The organism is Pseudomonas purpurea, from assembly GCF_039908635.1.
GTDB classification, from domain to species: domain Bacteria; phylum Pseudomonadota; class Gammaproteobacteria; order Pseudomonadales; family Pseudomonadaceae; genus Aquipseudomonas; species Aquipseudomonas purpurea.
In genome coordinates this window covers 5,550,229-5,569,943 of the sequence record NZ_CP150918.1, presented here as the reverse complement: position 1 = coordinate 5,569,943, position 19,715 = coordinate 5,550,229, and the positions used below count along the sequence as shown (strand labels likewise).

At 60.8% G+C, this 19,715-nt stretch carries 18 protein-coding genes; 12 read left to right on the top strand and 6 right to left on the bottom strand.

Features of this window, described 5'->3' with window-relative positions; translation table 11 throughout:
* The first annotated feature begins 3 nt into the window (after nt 1–3).
* The 3 genes from ssuC to AABM54_RS25160 are packed head-to-tail and all read left to right on the top strand — an operon-like array spanning nt 4 to nt 1,844.
* A complete protein-coding gene (gene ssuC, locus AABM54_RS25170) occupies nt 4–792 on the top strand; it encodes an aliphatic sulfonate ABC transporter permease SsuC (protein WP_347902599.1) in 789 nt (262 codons plus the stop codon).
* A complete protein-coding gene (ssuB, locus tag AABM54_RS25165; RefSeq protein ID WP_347902598.1) occupies nt 789–1,595 on the top strand; it encodes an aliphatic sulfonates ABC transporter ATP-binding protein in 807 nt (268 codons plus the stop codon). Before ssuC ends, ssuB begins: the two co-directional genes overlap by 4 nt.
* A gap of 33 nt (nt 1,596–1,628) precedes the next feature.
* Nucleotides 1,629–1,844 carry a molybdopterin-binding protein gene (locus AABM54_RS25160; RefSeq protein ID WP_003213899.1) on the top strand — a complete coding sequence of 72 codons (216 nt, stop codon included), beginning with the start codon at nt 1,629–1,631 and terminating at the stop codon, nt 1,842–1,844.
* A gap of 201 nt (nt 1,845–2,045) precedes the next feature.
* Here the strand turns inward: AABM54_RS25160 and AABM54_RS25155 are convergent, their stop codons facing one another.
* Nucleotides 2,046–2,684 carry a TetR/AcrR family transcriptional regulator gene (locus AABM54_RS25155; protein WP_347902597.1) on the bottom strand — a complete coding sequence of 213 codons (639 nt, stop codon included), beginning with the start codon at nt 2,682–2,684 and terminating at the stop codon, nt 2,046–2,048.
* Nucleotides 2,685–2,946: 262 nt separating this feature from the next.
* Nucleotides 2,947–4,323 carry a glutamine synthetase family protein gene (locus AABM54_RS25150; RefSeq protein ID WP_071552890.1) on the bottom strand — a complete coding sequence of 459 codons (1,377 nt, stop codon included), beginning with the start codon at nt 4,321–4,323 and terminating at the stop codon, nt 2,947–2,949.
* Nucleotides 4,324–4,601: 278 nt separating this feature from the next.
* On the opposite strand from AABM54_RS25150, the gene AABM54_RS25145 reads away from it, so the two are divergent.
* From AABM54_RS25145 to AABM54_RS25110, 8 genes are all read left to right on the top strand, one after another.
* Nucleotides 4,602–5,378, top strand: coding sequence for a gamma-glutamyl-gamma-aminobutyrate hydrolase family protein (locus tag AABM54_RS25145; protein WP_347902596.1), 777 nt, complete (start codon nt 4,602–4,604; stop codon nt 5,376–5,378).
* A gap of 36 nt (nt 5,379–5,414) precedes the next feature.
* Nucleotides 5,415–6,773 carry a glutamine synthetase family protein gene (locus tag AABM54_RS25140; protein ID WP_347902595.1) on the top strand — a complete coding sequence of 453 codons (1,359 nt, stop codon included), beginning with the start codon at nt 5,415–5,417 and terminating at the stop codon, nt 6,771–6,773.
* A gap of 55 nt (nt 6,774–6,828) precedes the next feature.
* On the top strand, nt 6,829–8,193 hold the full coding sequence (locus tag AABM54_RS25135) for an aspartate aminotransferase family protein (protein WP_347902594.1): 1,365 nt from the start codon (nt 6,829–6,831) through the stop codon (nt 8,191–8,193).
* A 199-nt stretch (nt 8,194–8,392) separates the two neighbouring features.
* Nucleotides 8,393–9,487, top strand: a complete 1,095-nt coding sequence (locus tag AABM54_RS25130; protein ID WP_347906295.1) for a polyamine ABC transporter substrate-binding protein — start codon at nt 8,393–8,395, stop codon at nt 9,485–9,487.
* A gap of 186 nt (nt 9,488–9,673) precedes the next feature.
* The gene (locus tag AABM54_RS25125) at nt 9,674–10,768 is read left to right on the top strand and encodes a polyamine ABC transporter substrate-binding protein (protein WP_347902593.1); all 1,095 of its coding nucleotides are present in this window, start codon (nt 9,674–9,676) and stop codon (nt 10,766–10,768) included.
* A 70-nt stretch (nt 10,769–10,838) separates the two neighbouring features.
* Nucleotides 10,839–11,981: a polyamine ABC transporter ATP-binding protein gene (locus tag AABM54_RS25120; RefSeq protein WP_347902592.1), complete on the top strand. Its 1,143-nt coding sequence runs from the start codon at nt 10,839–10,841 to the stop codon at nt 11,979–11,981.
* 35 nt (nt 11,982–12,016) lie between these two features.
* Entirely contained in the window at nt 12,017–12,898 is an 882-nt protein-coding gene (locus AABM54_RS25115) for an ABC transporter permease subunit (RefSeq protein ID WP_347906294.1), read from the top strand.
* Nucleotides 12,895–13,785 carry an ABC transporter permease subunit gene (locus tag AABM54_RS25110; RefSeq protein ID WP_347902591.1) on the top strand — a complete coding sequence of 297 codons (891 nt, stop codon included), beginning with the start codon at nt 12,895–12,897 and terminating at the stop codon, nt 13,783–13,785. The genes AABM54_RS25115 and AABM54_RS25110 overlap by 4 nt, the downstream gene beginning before the upstream one ends.
* Before the next feature lie 226 nt (nt 13,786–14,011).
* On the opposite strand, the gene AABM54_RS25105 is transcribed toward AABM54_RS25110, so the two are convergent.
* The 3 genes from AABM54_RS25105 to AABM54_RS25095 all read right to left on the bottom strand — a co-directional run bounded on the left by AABM54_RS25105 (nt 14,012) and on the right by AABM54_RS25095 (nt 17,834).
* Nucleotides 14,012–14,353 (bottom strand): carboxymuconolactone decarboxylase family protein, encoded by a 342-nt coding sequence (locus AABM54_RS25105; RefSeq protein ID WP_347902590.1) that lies wholly within the window; start codon nt 14,351–14,353, stop codon nt 14,012–14,014.
* A 391-nt stretch (nt 14,354–14,744) separates the two neighbouring features.
* On the bottom strand, nt 14,745–17,153 hold the full coding sequence (locus tag AABM54_RS25100) for a penicillin acylase family protein (protein ID WP_347902589.1): 2,409 nt from the start codon (nt 17,151–17,153) through the stop codon (nt 14,745–14,747).
* Nucleotides 17,154–17,255: 102 nt separating this feature from the next.
* A complete protein-coding gene (locus AABM54_RS25095; RefSeq protein ID WP_347902588.1) occupies nt 17,256–17,834 on the bottom strand; it encodes a DUF6436 domain-containing protein in 579 nt (192 codons plus the stop codon).
* A gap of 111 nt (nt 17,835–17,945) precedes the next feature.
* Here AABM54_RS25095 and AABM54_RS25090 point away from each other — a divergent pair, with 111 nt between their 5' ends.
* Entirely contained in the window at nt 17,946–18,899 is a 954-nt protein-coding gene (locus tag AABM54_RS25090; RefSeq protein WP_347902587.1) for an alpha/beta hydrolase, read from the top strand.
* A gap of 51 nt (nt 18,900–18,950) precedes the next feature.
* Here AABM54_RS25090 and AABM54_RS25085 read toward each other — a convergent pair whose 3' ends face one another.
* Nucleotides 18,951–19,703, bottom strand: coding sequence for a DUF2059 domain-containing protein (locus tag AABM54_RS25085; RefSeq protein ID WP_347902586.1), 753 nt, complete (start codon nt 19,701–19,703; stop codon nt 18,951–18,953).
* Nucleotides 19,704–19,715 lie beyond the last annotated feature (12 nt).

The following is a 19,715-nucleotide window of genomic DNA, read 5'->3' as shown; positions in this document are numbered from 1 at the left end:
GTCATGAAGAGGGAAACGGTTATCCACAGCCTGGCGCCCTGGGCGTTGCCGGTGCTGCTGCTGGCGGTGTGGCAGTTGTCGGTGTCGGCGGGCTGGTTGTCGACGCGCATCCTGCCGGCCCCCAGCGCCGTGATCGAGGCTGGCGTGAGCCTGGTGCGCAGCGGTGAAATCTGGAAACACCTGGCTATCAGCGGTTGGCGCGCCGGCATCGGTTTTGTGATCGGCGGCGGTATTGGCCTGGTGCTGGGCTTCATCACCGGTCTGTCGAAGCGGGGTGAACGCCTGCTCGACAGTTCGGTGCAGATGATCCGCAACGTGCCGCACCTGGCGCTGATTCCACTGGTGATTCTGTGGTTCGGCATCGACGAGTCGGCGAAGATTTTTCTGGTGGCGCTGGGCACGTTGTTTCCGATCTACCTCAACACCTATCACGGTATTCGCAACGTTGACCCGGCGCTGGTGGAGATGGCGCGCAGTTACGGCTTGTCCGGTTTCAGCCTGTTCCGCCAGGTGATTCTGCCGGGGGCGTTGCCCTCGATTCTGGTAGGCGTGCGCTTCGCACTGGGCTTCATGTGGCTGACGCTGATTGTCGCGGAAACCATATCCGCCAGCTCCGGCATTGGTTACCTGGCGATGAACGCCCGGGAGTTCTTGCAGACCGACGTGGTGGTGCTGGCGATTGTTCTGTACGCGGTGCTCGGCAAGTTGGCCGACCTCGCGGCCCGTGCGCTGGAACGCATCTGGTTGCGCTGGCATCCGGCCTATCAAGTGGCCAAGGGCGGTGCAGCATGACGGCTCAACAACCACCGCGCTTGCTGCGCGGGATTCCGCTGGCGGTGCACACGCTGCAAAAAATCTTCGGGGCGCGGCAGGTGCTGCGCAAGATCGACCTGCACATTCCGGCCGGTCAGTTCGTCGCGGTGGTCGGGCGCAGCGGTTGCGGTAAAAGCACCTTGCTGCGGCTGCTTGCGGGCCTTGATCAGCCCACGGCCGGTGAGTTGCTGGCCGGTGCCGCCCCGCTCAGCGAAGCCCGGGAAGACACCCGGCTGATGTTCCAGGAAGCGCGTTTGCTGCCATGGAAAAAGGTCATCGACAACGTCGGCCTCGGGCTCAAGGGCCACTGGCGTCAGCAGGCACTGGATGCGCTGGACGCCGTGGGCCTGGCGGATCGCGCCGATGAGTGGCCGGCGGCGTTGTCCGGTGGGCAGAAGCAGCGTGTTGCACTGGCCCGGGCGCTGATCCACAAGCCGCGTTTGCTGTTGCTCGATGAGCCGCTGGGCGCGCTGGATGCGCTGACCCGGATCGAGATGCAGCAACTGATTGAGCGTCTCTGGCAGCAGCACGGTTTTACCGTGTTGCTGGTGACCCACGACGTCAGCGAAGCGGTGGCGATTGCTGACCGGGTGCTGCTGATCGAAGAGGGCGAGATTGGCCTGGACCTGCACGTCGAACTGCTGCGTCCTCGCGTCCGTGGCTCCCATCGGCTGGCGGCGCTGGAAACCGAAGTCCTCAACCGTGTTCTGTCGCTGCCTGGCGTACCGCCAGAGCCGGAACCCGTTTCACCGTTGCCCACGCAATTGCGCTGGGCTCAATAACCGTACTTCATCCTCAAGACAGGAATCAGCCTCATGACTATCAAAGCCATCAACGTCCGCAACCAGTTCAAAGGCACCATCAAGGAAATCGTCGAAGGCGATGTGTTGTCGGAAATCGACGTGCAGACCGCGTCCGGCATCGTCACCTCTGTGATCACCACGCGCTCGGTCAAAGAGCTGGAACTGGTGATCGGCAGCGAAGTGATTGCCTTCGTGAAATCCACCGAGGTGTCGATCGCCAAGTTGTAAGTCGTGCATAACGAACAACCCCGAAGGGTGTGAGCCCTTCGGGGTTTTTTCATGTGTGCCTGTCATGGAATCAGTGGTGTGGCCATCGCGAGCAAGCACGCTCCCACAGGGGATTTCTGTCGTACACAAAATCTGTGTCCGCTGAAGCGCTAATGTGGGAGCGAGCTTGCTCGCGATGAGGTCCGAGAAAACAATAGAAAATCAGGCCGCAATAGCACGTCTGGGCAGATAGGGCGGCAGGTACAGGCCCAGATAGGCATCAAATACGCGCATTCCTTCCTCGGCCATGCGCGGGGTGATCTGCCCATGTTGCTGCACCGAGCGGGCATAAACGCGGTCGCCCAGTTCCATGGCCAACGCAAAGACATCGACATCGTTGGGCAACGTCGGCAACTCGAAATGCTGATCGAACAGCTTGTGCATCAGATCGCCCAGTTCGATGTCGTGCTGACGGTCTGCCTGGGTGACTTCGGTCAGGCCATGCTGGGCGAGGATCAGTTGGCGGGCGGCGGCGTCTTCGTCGTAGATGGCGAGCATGCGCTGCTCGACCAGCCGCGACAGGTCGCGCCAATGGCTCAGTGAATCCGCTTGGATAGGCGCCAGCAGGCACGCGCGAAACGCGGCGTGGACGTCCGCGGTCAGGGCTTCAAGCAGCGCCGGGACGCTGGCGAAAAAGTGGTAGACGGAGGAGGGCGGGATCTCGGCGCGCTCGGCCACGCTATAGATCGACAAACTGGCCACGCCTTCGGCGGCCAGCAGCGTGCGGGCGGCATCGAGTATCGAATCGATCCGGGCCTGGCTGCGTGCGCGAGGCTTTCGAACAGTGGCGGTGCGCGTCATTGAAGTCTCCTGCGGGGCAGCGGGCATTGTACGCAGAGCGGGCAGATGTTCCATATCCCCTGTGGCGAGGGAGCTTGCTCCCGCTGGGTCGCGAAGCGGCCCTAAATCCGTCCATGCGGTGTGCCTGGCAGAACCGTATGGCCAATACAGAGAGTCCTTCGGCCTCCAGCGGGAGCAAGCTCCCTCGCCACAGGTTTGATGCCGGCCATAAAAAACGCCGTCGACCTTATCAGCCAACGGCGTTGTTTTTTACTGCAGCCGCTTACACGGTATGCAGGTACCAGTTGTACTCGAGGTCGGATATGGAGTGTTCGAACTCCTCCAGCTCGCTCTCTTTACAGGCGACAAAAATGTCGATGTATTTCGGATCGATGTACTTGGCCATGACTTCGCTGTCGTCCAGCTCGCGCAGTGCATCGCGCAGGTTGTTCGGCAGGCTCTGCTCGTTCTGCTCGTAGCTGTTGCCTTCGACCGGGGCGCCAGGTTCGATCTTGTTGACCAGGCCGTGGTGCACGCCCGCCAGCACCGAAGCCATCAGCAGGTACGGGTTGGCGTCGGCACCGGCCACACGGTGCTCGATGCGTACGGCATCGGAGGAACCGGTCGGTACGCGAATCGCCACGGTACGGTTGTCCAGGCCCCAGCACGGCGAGTTCGGCACGTAGAACTGTGCGCCGAAACGACGGTACGAGTTGACGTTCGGGCAGAGGAAAGCCATCTGCGCCGGTAGGGTCTCGAGCACACCGCCGATCGCGTGACGCAGTGCGGCGTTCTGCTCGGGATCCTCACTGGCAAAAATGTTCTTGCCGTCTTTATCAAGGATCGAGATGTGGACGTGCAGACCATTGCCCGCCTGGCCCGGGTAAGGCTTGGCCATGAAGGTGGTGTCCATTTCATGGTCGTAGGCGATGTTTTTGATCAGACGCTTGAGCAGTACCGCGTAATCGCAGGCCTTGATCGGGTCGGCTACGTGGTGCAGGTTCACTTCGAACTGCGCCGGGGCACTTTCCTTGACGATGGCGTCGGCCGGGATGCCTTGTTCTTTGGCACCTTCCAGAATGTCCTGGAGGCAGTCGACGTATTCGTCGAGGTCGTCGATCAGGTAGACCTGTGTCGAGTGCGGACGTTTGCCGGAGATCGGCGAGCGCGGAGGTTGTGGCCGGCCATTCACGTTCTCCTGGTCAATCAGGTAGAACTCCAGCTCGAATGCGGCGCAGATGGTCAGGCCCAGTTCGTCGAACTTGGTTACCACTTGACGCAGGACTTCGCGAGGGTCGGCGAAGAAAGGTTCACCTTCAAGTTCGTGCATGGTCATCAACAGTTGCGCGGTAGGGCGCTTCTGCCAGGGTTCATTGCACAGGGTGTCAGGGATTGGATAACAGATTCGGTCAGCATCGCCGATGTCCAGGCCCAGGCCGGTGCTTTCCACCGTCGAGCCATTGATATCCAGAGCAAATAAAGAGGCCGGCAGGTTGATGCCTTTCTCGTAAACCTTGTGGAGGCTGGTGCGTTCGATGCGCTTGCCGCGCACCACACCATTCATATCCGCAATCAGAAGGTCAACGTACAGAACCTCAGGATGTTCCTTAAGGAACGCGTTCGCTTCGTTAAGCTGAACGGCACGCGGGGGTACCGACATGATGCAACACCTTTGTTGTTAAAAATATCAATCATTGATCTCTTCAGATTCCAGTCAACCCGAACGGCATGCCGAAGTCAAGCGAGGCATTTTTTGCCCTGAAAAAGCGCCGCGAGGGCATTTTTGGGGCGGTTTAAGCCTTTTTTATGCCGTTGCCATCGTGGGCGCCCGCAGGCTTGAGCGGGCCGTGTTGTATTTTTTACGGGGGTGTTGTGTAAAAAAATGAACAAGGCTAAGCTCGATTCAAACCCATAACAGCAATAATACCGGGGTGCTTCATGTCTCGCCTGCCGTTAATCGGCGTCACCGCCTGCTCCAAACAGGTCGGCTTGCATGCTTATCACATCAGTGGCGACAAATACGTCCGAGCAGTGGCCATCGCTGCCAAGGGCTTGCCATTGATCCTTCCGTCACTGGCGGAGTTGTTCAGTCCGACCGATATTCTTGACGGTCTGGACGGCATCCTCTTTACCGGCTCTCCTTCCAATGTAGAACCTTTTCACTATAGCGGTCCTGCCAGTGCGCCGGGGACTGCTCATGATCCTGCACGTGATGCCACTACCCTCCCGTTGATTCGTGCCGCCGTTGTGGCCGGCGTTCCGGTGCTCGGCATCTGCCGGGGGTTTCAGGAAATGAACGTGGCATTCGGCGGCAGCCTGTATCAGAAGGTCCACGAGGTGCCTGGCTTCATGGACCACCGTGAAGACGATAGCCAGCCAGTCGAGGTGCAATATGCCCCGGCCCACGGGATGCACATCCAGCCGGGCGGCATCCTTGAAGGTCTGGGCCTGCCGAGCGAGATACCCGTCAACTCGATCCACGCCCAGGGCGTTGAGCGCCTGGCCCCGGGCCTGCGTGTCGAAGCCGTGGCGCCGGATGGCCTGATCGAGGCTGTCTCGGTCACCGAAGGCAAGGCTTTTGCTTTAGGAGTGCAATGGCACCCCGAATGGCAGGTAAGCTCCAACCCGCACTACCTCGCCATCTTCCAGGCATTTGGCGATGCCTGTCGAAAGCGTGCAGCACAACGCGACGCGGATGCGTCAAACAACGCCTGACTTATAAAAGTCAGGAAACTCAGCCCAGAGGCATTTATGAGTAACAACCTCGACCAGCTCACCGATTGGTTGAAAGACCACAAGATCACAGAAGTCGAATGCATGATTGGCGACCTGACCGGGATCACCCGCGGCAAGATCTCGCCGACCAACAAGTTCATTGCCGAAAAAGGCATGCGTCTTCCCGAAAGCGTCCTGTTGCAGACCGTGACGGGCGACTATGTTGAAGACGACATCTATTACGAGCTGCTCGACCCGGCCGACATCGACATGATCTGCCGCCCGGACTCGAACGCGGTGTTCCTCGTGCCGTGGGCCATCGAGCCGACCGCCCAGGTAATTCACGACACCTACGACAAGCAGGGCAACCCGATCGAGCTGTCGCCGCGCAACGTCCTCAAAAAGGTGTTGAAGCTGTACTCCGACAGAGGCTGGCAGCCGATTGTGGCGCCGGAGATGGAGTTCTACCTGACCAAGCGCTGCGAAGACCCGGACTTCCCGTTGCAGCCGCCGATTGGCCGCTCCGGTCGCCCGGAAACCGGTCGGCAGTCGTTCTCTATTGAAGCGGCCAACGAATTCGACCCGTTGTTCGAAGACGTCTACGACTGGTGCGAACTGCAAGAGCTGGACCTGGATACGCTGATCCATGAGGATGGCACGGCGCAGATGGAAATCAACTTCCGTCACGGCGATGCCCTGTCCCTGGCCGACCAGATCCTGGTGTTCAAGCGCACCATGCGTGAGGCAGCGCTCAAGCACAACGTGGCGGCGACCTTCATGGCCAAGCCCATGACCGGCGAGCCGGGCAGTGCGATGCACTTGCACCAGAGCATCATCGACATCGCAACCGGCAAGAACGTCTTCTCCAATGAAGACGGGAGCATGAGCGAGCTGTTCCTGCACCACATCGGCGGTTTGCAGAAGTTCATCCCCGAGTTGTTGCCGCTGTTCGCCCCCAACGTCAACTCGTTCCGTCGCTTCCTGCCCGACACCTCGGCGCCGGTCAACGTGGAATGGGGAGAAGAGAACCGCACCGTGGGCCTGCGGGTTCCAGACGCCGGCCCGCAAAACCGTCGGGTGGAAAACCGCCTGCCGGGCGCGGACGCCAACCCTTACCTGGCGATTGCCGCGAGCCTGCTCTGCGGTTTCATCGGCATGGTCGAAGGCATCAACCCGAGCGCACCGGTGGTCGGTCGGGGTTACGAGCGACGCAACCTGCGTTTGCCGCTGACCATCGAAGACGCACTGGAGCGCATGGAAAACAGCGCCACCATCGAGAAGTACCTGGGCAAGAAATTCATCACTGGCTACGTCGCGGTCAAGCGGGCCGAGCATGAAAACTTCAAGCGCGTGATCAGTTCGTGGGAGCGGGAATTCCTGCTGTTCGCCGTCTGACAACGCCGGGTGCGGCGGTCAAACGCCGCACTCTCACCTTATCAAGGAGAGCTTTATGACCAGCAACAACCCGCAAACCCGTGAATGGCAAACCCTGAGCAGCGAACATCACCTGGCGCCGTTCAGCGATTTCAAGCAGCTCAAAGAGAAGGGCCCGCGCATCATCACCCGCGCCAAGGGCGTGTACCTCTGGGACAGCGAAGGCAACAAGATCCTCGATGGCATGGCGGGGTTGTGGTGTGTGGCGATTGGTTACGGTCGCGATGAGCTGGCCGATGCCGCCAGCAAACAGATGCGCGAACTGCCTTATTACAACCTGTTCTTCCAGACCGCCCACCCGCCGGTGCTGGAGTTGGCCAAGGCAATCTCTGACATCGCGCCGCAAGGCATGAACCACGTGTTCTTCACCGGTTCCGGCTCCGAAGGCAACGACACCATGCTGCGCATGGTCCGCCACTATTGGGCGATCAAGGGCCAGCCGAAGAAGAAAGTCATCATCAGCCGCAAGAACGGCTACCACGGCTCCACCGTGGCCGGCGCGAGCCTGGGCGGCATGACCTACATGCACGAACAGGGCGACTTGCCGATCCCGGGCATCGTTCACATCCCGCAGCCTTACTGGTTCGGTGAGGGCGGCGACATGAGCCCCGAAGAGTTCGGTATCTGGGCGGCCAACACGCTGGAAGAAAAGATTCTCGAAATCGGCGTCGACAACGTCGGGGCTTTTATTGCCGAGCCGATCCAGGGCGCGGGCGGTGTGATCATTCCACCTGACAGCTACTGGCCGCGCATCAAGGAAATCCTCGCCAAGTACGACATCCTGTTCGTGGCCGACGAAGTGATCTGCGGTTTCGGCCGTACCGGCGAGTGGTTTGGTGCCGATTTCTACGGCTTGAAACCCGACATGATGACCATCGCCAAAGGCCTGACGTCCGGCTACATCCCGATGGGCGGCCTGATCGTGCGTGACGAAGTGGTGGCGGTGCTCAACGAGGGCGGCGACTTCAACCACGGCTTCACCTACTCCGGGCACCCGGTGGCGGCGGCGGTGGCACTGGAAAACATCCGCATCATGCGCGACGAGAAAATTATCGAGCGCGTGCATGCCCAAACGGCACCGTACTTGCAGAAACGTCTGCGGGAGCTGAATGATCACCCGCTGGTGGGTGAAGTCCGGGGTGTAGGCCTGCTGGGTGCCATTGAACTGGTTCAGGACAAGGCCACCCGCAAGCGTTACGAAGGCAAGGGTGTGGGCATGATCTGCCGGCAGTTCTGCTTCGATAACGGCCTGATCATGCGCGCCGTTGGCGACACCATGATCATCGCTCCGCCGCTGGTGATCAGCGAGGCCGAGATCGACGAATTGGTGGCCAAGGCGCGCAAGTGCCTGGACCTCACATTGGGTGCGCTGCAAGCCTGAGTGCTAGGCTTTGAGCGGGGTAGCGAAGCGGCTGTTCCGCGCAGGGCAGATTAAAGAGTGGGTCTTGCCTTGAAAGCCGGCCTTGTAACTTGCCAGACTACCCTCTGTTTTAGTTGTCCAGGAATCGGCCGTTGGCTCTTGGCTAACAAAAATGTGGTCAAAAAGAATAATTGGAGCGTTACGCATGAAGGCATTAGGTTTGAAAAAAACTGGCATGACCCTGCTCGCCTTGTCCCTGATGGGCGTGATGGCAGGGGCTGCCCAGGCCGATGATAAGGTCCTGCATGTTTACAACTGGTCTGACTACATCGCACCGGACACCATCGCGAACTTTGAGAAAGAGTCCGGGATCAAGGTCGTCTACGACGTGTTCGACAGTAACGAAACCCTGGAAGCCAAGTTGCTGGCCGGCAAGTCCGGGTATGACGTTGTTGTGCCGTCCAACAACTTCCTGGCCAAACAGATCAAGGCCGGTGTTTACCAGGAGCTGGACAAGTCCAAACTGTCCAACTACGGCAACCTGAACAAGTCGCTGCTCAAAGCGGTTTCGATCAGTGACCCGGACAACAAACATGCCTTCCCTTACATGTGGGGCTCGATCGGTATCGGTTACAACGCCGAGAAGGTCAAGGCCGCGCTGGGCGTCGACACGATTGACTCCTGGGACACCCTGTTCAAGCCCGAGAACATTGCCAAGCTCAAGAGCTGCGGCGTGAGCTTCCTCGATTCGCCGACCGAAATGCTGCCGGTCGCCCTGCATTACCTGGGCCTGCCAACCGACAGCCAGAAGAAAGAAGACCTGAAGAAAGCCGAAGAGCTGTTCCTGAAGATTCGTCCTTCGATCACCTACTTCCACTCATCCAAGTACATCTCCGACCTTGCCAACGGCAACATCTGCGTAGCGGTCGGCTACTCGGGTGACGTCCAGCAGGCCAAATCCCGTGCTGCCGAAGCCGGTGACAAGGTGAAAGTCAGCTACGCCATTCCGAAAGAAGGCGCTGGCAGCTTCTACGACATGGTCGCGATCCCCAAGGATGCGGAAAACGTCGACGGTGCCTACAAGTTCATGAACTACCTGTTGCAGCCAAAAGTGATGGCTGAAATCACCAACAGCGTGCGCTTCCCTAACGGCAACGCCGAAGCCACTCAGTACGTGAACAAGGAAATTACCTCGGACCCGGGCATCTACCCGTCAGCCGAAGTGCAGGCCAAGCTCTACGCAATCGCCGATTTGCCAGCGGCTACTCAGCGTGAGTTGACCCGCAGCTGGACCAAGATCAAATCCGGTAAATAAGCCGATTTGAGGCCTCCCCCTGCTGCCGTCGACGCCCGCGTGACGGCAGCAGGAATAATTAAATGACAGAAAGTTTTGCTGGAACGGTTTATCGAGGGTAAGTTGCGCGCCGGTTTTGTTGCTGGGCAGCCTCGGCTGTCATGTGACGCGGGGCAACTTGGGCCCAACTATTTAGAGGACCTCCACTTGCCTATTTCTTTGTTTCGCAACGCCATGCTGGTCGGTGCCGGCCTGACGTTGGCCGTCAGTGCTCAAGCCGCGCCCACCGTGCATATTTATAACTGGTCGGACTATATCGGTCAGACCACTTTGGCAGATTTTGAAAAAGCCACTGGCATCAAGCCGGTGTATGACGTGTTCGACTCCAACGAGACCCTGGAAGGCAAGTTGCTGGCCGGGCATACCGGTTATGACGTGGTCGTGCCGTCCAACCACTTCCTGGGCAAGCAGATCAAGGCCGGGGCGTTCCAGAAACTCGACAAGTTGCAACTGCCCAACTATTCGAACCTCGACCCGGTGCTGCTCAAGCGCCTGGAGAAGAACGACCCGGGCAACCAGTACGCCGTGCCATACCTGTGGGGTACCAACGGCATCGGCTATAACGTCGAGAAAGTAAAAGCCGTGCTGGGCGTCGACAAGATCGACTCCTGGGCGATGCTCTTCGAGCCGGAAAACATCAAGAAGCTCTCCAGTTGTGGCGTTGCGTTCCTCGACTCTGCCGACGAGATGCTCCCGGCCGTGCTGAATTACATGGGCCTGTCGCCCAACAGCCAGAACCCGGAAGACTACAAAAAGGCCGAAGCCAAACTGCTGGCGGTGCGGCCTTACGTGACCTACTTCAACTCGTCCAAGTACATCTCGGACCTGGCCAACGGCGAAATCTGCGTGGCCGCCGGTTTCTCCGGCGATGTGTTCCAGGCCCGTGCCCGCGCGGCCGAGGCCGGCAAAGGCGTGACCATTGCCTACGCCATTCCCAAGGAAGGCGGCAACCTGTGGTTCGACATGCTGGCGATCCCGCGCGATGCCACCAGCGTCAAAGAGGCGCACGCGTACATCAACTACTTGCTCAAGCCTGAAGTGATTGCGCAGGTCAGCGATGCCGTGGGCTATGCCAACCCGAACCCGAAAGCGGGCGATGTGATGGACCAGGCCGTACGCACCGATGAAGCGGTTTATCCACCGCAAGAGATCGTCGACAAGCTGTACGTCAACTCGGAGTTGCCACCCAAGATTCAGCGTCTCATGACCCGTAGCTGGACCAAGGTCAAGTCGGGCAAATAGCTTCAAGGCTCAAACTATCCAAGGTTCGCCTGCGTTGGGCGAACTGCAAATTTTGTTGGGAGTTTCGCAAATGGCAGTTGCCTCCGGCGCCTATAAGAAAGCCCTCGAGGGCGACCAGACACCTAAACAGGTGTTGGTCAAAATCGAACGGGTCACGAAAAAGTTCGACGAGACGATTGCCGTGGACGACGTGTCCCTGGAAATCAAGAAAGGTGAAATCTTCGCCTTGCTCGGCGGTTCGGGATCGGGCAAATCGACCTTGCTGCGAATGCTCGCAGGTTTCGAACGGCCCACGGAGGGGCGCATTCTGCTTGATGGCGTGGACATCACCGACATGCCGCCGTACGAACGGCCGATCAACATGATGTTCCAGTCCTACGCCTTGTTCCCGCACATGACCGTGGCGCAGAACATCGCTTTCGGCCTCAAGCAGGACAAGATCCCGTCTGCCGAGGTCGACGCCCGCGTGGCCGAGATGCTCAAACTGGTGCAGATGAGCCAGTACGCCAAGCGCAAGCCGCACCAGCTCTCTGGCGGTCAGCGTCAGCGTGTGGCGCTGGCCCGCTCGTTGGCCAAGCGGCCAAAGCTGTTGCTGCTCGACGAACCGATGGGCGCGCTGGATAAAAAACTGCGTTCGCAGATGCAGCTCGAACTGGTGGAGATCATCGAGCGCGTCGGCGTGACCTGCGTGATGGTGACCCATGACCAGGAAGAGGCCATGACCATGGCCGAGCGCATCGCGATCATGCACCTGGGCTGGATCGCCCAGATCGGCAGCCCGATCGACATCTACGAAACCCCGACCAGTCGCCTGGTCTGCGAATTCATCGGCAACGTCAACATCTTCGAAAGCGAAGTGGTGGACGATGCCGAAGGTCATGCCCTGCTGACCTGCAAGGACCTGGACCGCAATATCTATGTGGGCCACGGCATTGCGACCTCGGTGCAGGACAAGTCGGTGACGTACGCCATTCGCCCGGAAAAACTGCTGGTGACCTCTGACATGCCGACCTGCGAGTACAACTGGTCGAGCGGCAAGGTCCACGACATTGCGTATCTGGGTGGTCATTCGGTGTTCTACGTCGAGCTGCCGAACGGCAAACTGGTGCAGTCGTTCGTCGCCAACGCCGAGCGTCGCGGGCAGCGTCCGACCTGGGGCGATCAGGTCTACGTCTGGTGGGAAGACGACAGCGGCGTGGTACTGCGCTCATGAACCTGCGAAAGCTCAAACGCCAACTCAGTCGAATAATTCCCGGTGGCCGTCATCTGGTCATCGGGGTGCCGTTCATCTGGCTGTTTCTGTTCTTCATGCTGCCGTTCTTCATTGTCCTGAAGATCAGTTTTGCCGAAGCCGACGTGGCCATCCCGCCGTACACCGAGATCTACAGCTACGTTGACCAGAAGGTTCAGTTGCTGCTGAACCTGGGCAACTACACGATGCTGGGCGACGACGAGTTGTACATCGCCGCCTACCTGGGCTCGCTGAAGATGGCGCTGTTCAGCACCATCCTCTGCCTGCTGATCGGCTACCCGATGGCCTACGCCATCGCCAACGCCCGCAAGGAAATCCAGACCGTGCTGGTGCTGCTGATCATGATGCCGACCTGGACGGCGATCCTGATCCGCGTCTATGCGTGGATGGGCATCCTCAGCAACAACGGGCTGCTCAACGGCTTCCTGATGTCGATGGGCTGGATCAACGAACCCTTGCAGATCCTCAACACCAACCTCGCGGTGTACATCGGCGTGGTGTATTCCTACCTGCCGTTCATGATCCTGCCGCTGTATGCCAACCTCGTGAAGCATGACAACAGCTTGCTGGAAGCGGCGTCGGACCTGGGTTCGAGCACCTTCAACAGCTTCTGGAAGATCACCGTGCCGTTGTCGAAAAACGGCATCATCGCCGGCTGCATGCTGGTGTTCATCCCGGTGGTGGGCGAGTTCGTGATCCCGGAACTGCTGGGCGGCCCGGAAACCCTGATGATCGGTAAAGTGCTCTGGCAAGAGTTCTTCAACAACCGTGACTGGCCGGTGGCGTCCGCCTTGGCCGTGGTGATGCTGGCGATCCTGATCGTGCCGATCATCCTGTTCAACCGCAGCCAGGCCAAAGAAATGGAGGGCAGAGAATGAAACGCGTCGGTTTTTCCAGCGTGATGCTGGTACTGGGCCTGTTGTTCATCTACCTGCCGATGCTGATCCTGGTGATCTATTCGTTCAACGCCTCGAAACTGGTGACAGTCTGGGGCGGCTGGTCGATCAAGTGGTACGTCGGCCTGCTGGATAACACCCAACTGATGGGCTCGGTGGTACGCTCCCTGGAAATCGCCTGCTACACCGCGATTGCCGCCGTAGCGCTGGGCACCCTGGCCGCGTTCGTGTTGACCCGGATCACCCGATTCAAGGGCCGCACGCTGTTCGGTGGCCTGGTCACCGCGCCGCTGGTGATGCCGGAAGTGATCACCGGCCTGTCGCTGTTGCTGCTGTTCGTGGCAATGGCGCAGATGATCGGCTGGCCGCAGGAACGTGGCATCGTCACGATCTGGATCGCCCACACCACGTTCTGCGCCGCGTATGTGGCGGTGGTGGTGTCGGCGCGCCTGCGTGAGCTGGACCTGTCCATCGAAGAGGCGGCCATGGACCTCGGTGCGCGGCCGTGGAAGGTGTTCTTCCTGATCACCATCCCGATGATCGCGCCGTCGCTGGCGGCGGGCGGCATGATGTCGTTCGCCCTGTCGCTGGATGACCTGGTGCTGGCGAGCTTCGTGTCGGGGCCGGGTTCCACGACCTTGCCGATGGAAGTGTTCTCGGCGGTGCGCCTGGGTGTGAAGCCCGAGATCAACGCCGTGGCCAGCCTGATTCTGCTGGCCGTGTCGCTGGTGACCTTCCTGGTCTGGTTCTTCAGCCGCCGCGCCGAAGAAGCGCGCAAGCGTGCGATCCAGCAAGCCATCGAAGAAAGCGCCGCCGACTCCTGGAAACAACCGGACGTGCGCCGCGCGCAGGCACCGGAAGCCGCTTAAGCCTGGCAGCACAAAAGAACCTCGCTCCCTGCAAAGAGAGCGAGGTTCTTTTATGGGGACGGTTGGCGAATGAAGTGGGCTTTTGTGGCGAGGGAGCTTGCTCCCGCTGGAGTGCGCAGCACTCCCAAAGTCGGTGGGTGCGGTACACCTGTTACAACGCGGTTGCAGGTTTTTGGGCCGCTTCGCAGCCCAGCGGGAACAAGCTTCCTCGCCACAGGTTTGGTGCTCAGCCTTTCAGCGCGTCATGCGCTTCAAGTGCTCGCAGCGAGTAGATGTACGCCGCGCCGGCATTCAGTGAAATAGCTGTCGCCAGCGTAGCGGCAATTTCTTCGCGGCTGGCGCCGGCCTTGATCGCGGCATCGGTATGCACGCCGATGCAACCGTCACAGCGGGTGGTGATCGCCACGGCGATGGAAATCAGCTCGCGAGTCTTGGCATCCAGCACATCGTTTTCAGCGGCGGCATCCTCCAGGGCCATGTAGGCCTTGACCATCTTCGGGTTGCTCTTGCCCAGGGCGCCAAAGGCTTTCTGGATGGTAGGCAGCAGTTCGGACCAGTTATTGAACATAGCGTTAACTCCTGAACAGGTTGAGGGGCGCTGTTGCAACACATACAGTCTTGTCCATCCAGGCGGTTTGCGTTTGCCCGATCCGCTGAGTTGCTTGTCCACAACGCGCAAATGAGCCCGATCGATACCTTCATCGGCCTGGCCAAGCGGCGCGGCAGCCTGAACCTGCGTTGTCAGTTTCAGGACGACTGGACGCCGTACCCATCGTGCCGGCGGGAGAATGCCGGGCCGAACGCTTGCGGGGCAGGCGTGCTTGAGCCTGAGCCCGCGCTCAGCAAGAAGTTCAAGCAAACCTATGGCCGAGGCGCCGGGAAGGCTTCAGCGCGGGATCTAGAGCGTACTGAGCGCCTCAGGCGCCTTCCCGTGCGGTGCGCGGGAAGGCGAGTGCCGACTATCGGGCTCGAGCCGGCAGCAGCTTCAAGGTGCTGCGGGTGTTGGCCGTCACTTCTTCGTCGCTGAAGTGAGCCTGATGGTAGACCCCTTCGATGTAGGCTTCGGCCTGGTCGTCGAAGTGTGCGTCGAACGGCACGCCACTTTGGCCCACCGGGTTGATGGTCAGGCTGTGGGCCGGGTCGGCGAAGTCGATGATGCGCCGGGTCGAGGGGCCGTAGGTGACCGGCCACGGCGCCGGGCCGATTTTCGAGGTGAGGTTGTTCGGCACTTCGTGGGCACCGGGGGCGTCGAAGGGGCCGACATTGAAGATCCGCTCCAGCGGCTTTTGCGTGCCGAGTGGATGGCCGTGGGTCAGGGTGTGGGCCTTGCCCCATTGCCATTGCGCCGAGTCAGGGCCCAGGGTTGTTTTCAAATGGGCAATGGTTGCTCGCCACGCGGCGTTGACCGTGTCGGCGCGGCTTTCCTTGCCCAGGGTGTTACGGTTATCCCACCACGGCGAGTCGGGTGAAGCGGCGAGCCTTGGCAGCGCCGCATCGATGACCCGGGTCGACAGCAGTGTGTCGAAGAAGCCGTCGCCGAGTTCGTCGTGCAGCGCGGCGTCGGCCAGGTTGAACAGGAACTGGTTGAACACCGTGGCACTGGTGGACTCCAGCGGGTAATCGCCTTTCCACTGCGCCAGTTGTTCAACCAGTTTCAGTTCCAGCGGATCGCTGACCACCTCACGCAGCACTGGCAGCAAAGGCGCCAGCAGGCGCGGGCCATAAGCGGTGGTGGTGCCCAGTTGCAGGGCCTGGCTGGCCTCGATGTTCCACTTCACGCTTTTGTCGCTGAGCTGGCGATTGAGCTGCTGCCCACGGTCGGCCAGGTTGTAGTAACCGGGGATCTCCATGCCGGTGGGCGACACCGGCTGAAAGTTGGCCGAGACGATGTAGCCGCGTGCCGGGTTCTCTTCCTGCGGGTTGGCGCTGAACGGGTAGAAACCGTCCTTGTCCGGCTGGTTGCTGCTGCCGTCGAGGATAAACCCCGGCTTGACCCCGGCCGGGCGCTTGGGCAATTGCGCCGCAGCCCACCAGCCGATATCACCCTTGGCGTTGGCCCAGACAATGTTCAGCCCCGGCGCCTGAACCTTGGCCGAGGCGGCGCGGGCCTTGGCCAGGGTGTCGGCGCGGTTCAACTGGTAGAAACCTTCGAGGATCGGGTTCTGGGTCTCCAGGAACGCCCACCACATGGCGACCGGTGCCTTGCCGGCGTTGGCCCCGAGTACGTCGTTGATGATCGGCCCGTGGGGCGACTGACGCAGCGTCAGGGTGACGGGCGCCTGGCCTTTCACGGCAATCTGCTGCTCGGTGTTGATCAGGTCGACCCATTTGCCGCGATACCAGACCTGATTGGCGTTGTCCGGGTTGGCCTTCTCGGCGATCAGGTCGAGGTCATCGTTCTGGAACATCGTCAGGCTCCAGCCGAACTCCAGGTTGTTGCCCAGGAAGGCGAAGGGCACCAGCGCCTGATGATGGCCGTAGAGTTCAAAACCCGGCGCTGAAAGTTGAGCTTCGTACCACACCGATGGCACCGAGAACCGGATGTGCGGATCGCCCGCCAGCAGCGGCTTGCCACTTTGGGTCCGGGTGCCGGAGATGGCCCAGGCGTTGCTGCCCTCGAACTGCGGCAGGCCATTGTCGGCCAGCGCCTGCTCGCTCAGGCGGGCGATGGCGTTGAGGTCCTGCCAGTCCATGTTGGCCAGGGGCGGTGGCGTGGCGGCGCGCCCTTTGGCAAGTGCGCCCTTGGGCTGCCAGTCGAGGTCGAAGATGTTCAGGTAGTCGCTGCCCAGTTGATCGCGTACGTAGGTCAACAAGGGTTCGGTACGAAACGCCGCGGCAAAGCTGTAGGCCATGTACCCGGCGACGCTGATGGTGTCTTCGGCCGTGAACGGGCGTTTGCGGATGCCCAGCACGTCGAACTCCACGGGCGCCGCGTGGTTGTCCTGATACTGGTTGATGCCGTCCAGATAGGCTTGCAGGGCCTTCCAGGCCGGGGACTGGCGGTCGAGTGCGGCGACATAGGTTTCGGCGCGTTCACGAATGCGCAGGCTGCGGAACAGTTTGTCGGTGTCGAGCAGCTTCGGCCCGAGGACTTCGGCCAGCTCGCCACGGGCCAGGCGACGCATGGCTTCCATCTGGAACAACCGGTCCTGGGCATGCACGTAACCCAGGGCGCGATAGAGGTCGGTTTCGTTTTCGGCGCGGATATGCGCGATGCCGCGCTCGTCGTACCGCACGGTCACCGAACCTTGCAGTTGCTGCAACTCCACCAGGCCCTGACGCGTGGGCTGCTTGCTGTAGAGGTAGCCGCCCGCCGCGACGGCGAGGGCGACCAGCAGCAGGGCGAGGACGGTCAGGACGCGTTTCATGGTGACTCCTTGTGCGATCGGGGGTGCAGCCCTCGTGGCTACAAACAGTTAGCACAGACCTGCGGTGCCGGGCATCGGCGTCCTGGAAAAGTCTGCAATGCCTTAGTGCGTGTCGCCCGGCCACGGACAATAGCAGCCCACCGCCAGGGTGTGCGTGGCATCCACCGCACGGCCTTCGTTCAACGCTTGCAGGATCGGTTCGATAAAACTGTTGCTGGAATTGCAGGTCAGGCCTTCGCTGTACGGGCCGAAGTACGCCAGTTTGCCGCTGCGGTCCCAGATCGCCACGGCTGGGCTGGCGGGGATCTGTTCACTGCCGGGCAGCGCTTCGAGGTGTTTCAGGCTGCTCAAGGTGCCAGGCAACTGACCGTGAGTGCCGGGTTTTTGTACCGCGTAAAACTCCACGCCCTGCGGTGCATAGTGTTCGATCAGTTCGGCCAGGTGCTGCTGGTTGCCGACGTTGCATGGGCAGGCCGGGTCCCAGAAGTGCACCAGCCGCACGGCGCCGGGGCCGGCCAGTTCATCGGGCAGGCGCAGCGGGTCGCCGGAAAACACTGCCGTGTGGGAGCTGAATGCCCGCAGATAGCGCCCCTCAAACCAGTCATACGCTGCCCACAGCGCACCGGCGCACACAAGAACGAGCAGGCTGGCAAGCAGGGTCGTGCGGTAAGACGGGCGCATACGGATCGGTCCTCGAAGGTCGCGTAGCTTGCCATGCTTGCCGCGACAGATGAATATCGCAGGCTTATAAAGTCTGTTTTGCGCACTGCGCGTTTGCCTGGAATCCCCCTCATGTCAGCGACCTTCAACCCCGATCACTTGCGTGCCAGCCTGCGACCATTGGCCGAGCGGCAGCCGTTGTCGGAAGAGGCGTTGGCTTACCAGCGTTTTTATGGGCTGGACTTTGCCCGGCACAGCGTGCCGGTCAAACGTGCCCTGGGACGCTTCGCGGTGGGCGATTTCGAGGTGGTCAGCCAGGTCTGGTGGCCGCAGCAGCCAGTAGCGACGTTGTTTCTGCTGCACGGTTTCTACGATCACATGGGGCTCTACACGCATGTGATCGAATGGGCGCTGGAGCAGGGTTTCGTGGTAATCGCCTGCGACCTGCCGGGCCATGGCCTGTCCAGTGGCGAGCGTGCCAGCATCGACGACTTCGCCGACTATCAGGCCGCGTTGCAGGGCCTGTTCAACGAGGCCCGGTCTCTGGACCTGCCGCAGCCGTGGCACCTGTGCGGGCAAAGTACCGGTGGGGCGATTGTGGTGGATCACTTGCTTCATCATGGGCTCGACAGCCCGGCGCAGGGGCTGACGATTTTGCTGTCACCGCTGGTGCGGCCACGAGCCTGGGGCTGGTCGCAATTGAGTTACTACCTGCTCAGGCCGTTCGTCAACGGCATTGCCCGACGGTTCAGCGAGAACTCCAACGATCCGGGTTTCCTGCCGTTCCTGCTGGCCGATCCGTTGCAGCCACAGCGGTTGCCCACGGCGTGGGTCGGTGCGCTGGGCCGCTGGATCAAGCGTATTGAAGCGGCGCCGCGCAGCGCCCGGCGGCCGATTATCGTGCAGGGGCAGGCGGACATGACGGTGGACTGGCAGCACAACCTGGGCGTGCTCGAGGGCAAGTTCGATCAGCCGCAGGTGCTGATGATGCCCGAGGCGCGGCATCACCTGGCCAATGAGACCCAGGCGTTTCGCGATCAATATTTCGGCTATTTGACCCAGCGGATCAAAGGGCTGAATCCCTAGCGGTAGTTCCGGCCTCTTTGCCCGCGAAGGCGATTTATCAGGCGCCAAAGGTTACTGGCTGAGGTTCGACGCGCTTTGCCCCACCGCCAGACCTGCGCGAATGGCGGCCAACGCGGCCTGATAGTAAGCCTTGCCCTCGGTCGATTCGGCGAAGGTGGCAAACTCTTCCAGCTCCGGGTCGGACAAGTCGCGGTACACGTAAAGCAGGGTGTTGTTCAGGTCGGCGCCGATCTGTTCCATCAAGCGCTGGCGCTGACCGTTCAGCATACCTTGGGCCTGACCGCCTCCGAGCAGGCCGGGGATCATCTGGCTCAGGCTGTCGGCAGCCACGCCAGCGATGGCCAGGCTGACTTCGGCCCCTGCTTCGCGTGCGGGCAATGCCTGGGCCAGATGGCCGATGATGAGCTGGCGAGTGTCGCTGGCCTCCATCTTCGGCAGGCCCTTGGCGTTCTTGGCCAATTGATCGCGACGGGTCGCCAGCAGCTCGGCGGCGATAATCTTGCGTCCCAGCGGCGACTGAAAGAACGCCAGCGCCGGTTTCGGGTCGCTGAGGTTCTGGCGCAACTGCGCCTCGGCGCGACGATCCATGGCCTGGGGCGAAAAGCGCTGATTGCTGTTATTCACCAGCGCCTGGAACACGGCGGGCGGCAGGCTGTTTTGATAACGTTGCTGGGCGGCGGTGAGGGCATCACTGAAATGCGCGCGTTGTTCTGGCCAACCGGCGACCTTGTACAACTGGTCGTGGCCGTCTGCCCAGGCGGGCAACGTGCAGAACATCAACAGTGAGAAAAGCAAACGGCGCATAGGGACTCCTGT

Excerpts from the sequence above, each read along its gene's own strand:
- ssuC (WP_347902599.1), top strand. The coding sequence starts at position 4 with ATGAAGAGGGAAACGGTTATCCACAGCCTGGCGCCCTGGGCGTTGCCG.
- ssuB (WP_347902598.1), top strand. The coding sequence starts at position 789 with ATGACGGCTCAACAACCACCGCGCTTGCTGCGCGGGATTCCGCTGGCG.
- AABM54_RS25160 (WP_003213899.1), top strand. The coding sequence starts at position 1,629 with ATGACTATCAAAGCCATCAACGTCCGCAACCAGTTCAAAGGCACCATC.
- AABM54_RS25155 (WP_347902597.1), bottom strand. The coding sequence starts at position 2,684 with ATGACGCGCACCGCCACTGTTCGAAAGCCTCGCGCACGCAGCCAGGCC.
- AABM54_RS25150 (WP_071552890.1), bottom strand. The coding sequence starts at position 4,323 with ATGTCGGTACCCCCGCGTGCCGTTCAGCTTAACGAAGCGAACGCGTTC.
- AABM54_RS25145 (WP_347902596.1), top strand. The coding sequence starts at position 4,602 with ATGTCTCGCCTGCCGTTAATCGGCGTCACCGCCTGCTCCAAACAGGTC.
- AABM54_RS25140 (WP_347902595.1), top strand. The coding sequence starts at position 5,415 with ATGAGTAACAACCTCGACCAGCTCACCGATTGGTTGAAAGACCACAAG.
- AABM54_RS25135 (WP_347902594.1), top strand. The coding sequence starts at position 6,829 with ATGACCAGCAACAACCCGCAAACCCGTGAATGGCAAACCCTGAGCAGC.
- AABM54_RS25120 (WP_347902592.1), top strand. The coding sequence starts at position 10,839 with ATGGCAGTTGCCTCCGGCGCCTATAAGAAAGCCCTCGAGGGCGACCAG.
- AABM54_RS25110 (WP_347902591.1), top strand. The coding sequence starts at position 12,895 with ATGAAACGCGTCGGTTTTTCCAGCGTGATGCTGGTACTGGGCCTGTTG.
- AABM54_RS25105 (WP_347902590.1), bottom strand. The coding sequence starts at position 14,353 with ATGTTCAATAACTGGTCCGAACTGCTGCCTACCATCCAGAAAGCCTTT.
- AABM54_RS25100 (WP_347902589.1), bottom strand. The coding sequence starts at position 17,153 with ATGAAACGCGTCCTGACCGTCCTCGCCCTGCTGCTGGTCGCCCTCGCC.
- AABM54_RS25095 (WP_347902588.1), bottom strand. The coding sequence starts at position 17,834 with ATGCGCCCGTCTTACCGCACGACCCTGCTTGCCAGCCTGCTCGTTCTT.
- AABM54_RS25090 (WP_347902587.1), top strand. The coding sequence starts at position 17,946 with ATGTCAGCGACCTTCAACCCCGATCACTTGCGTGCCAGCCTGCGACCA.
- AABM54_RS25085 (WP_347902586.1), bottom strand. The coding sequence starts at position 19,703 with ATGCGCCGTTTGCTTTTCTCACTGTTGATGTTCTGCACGTTGCCCGCC.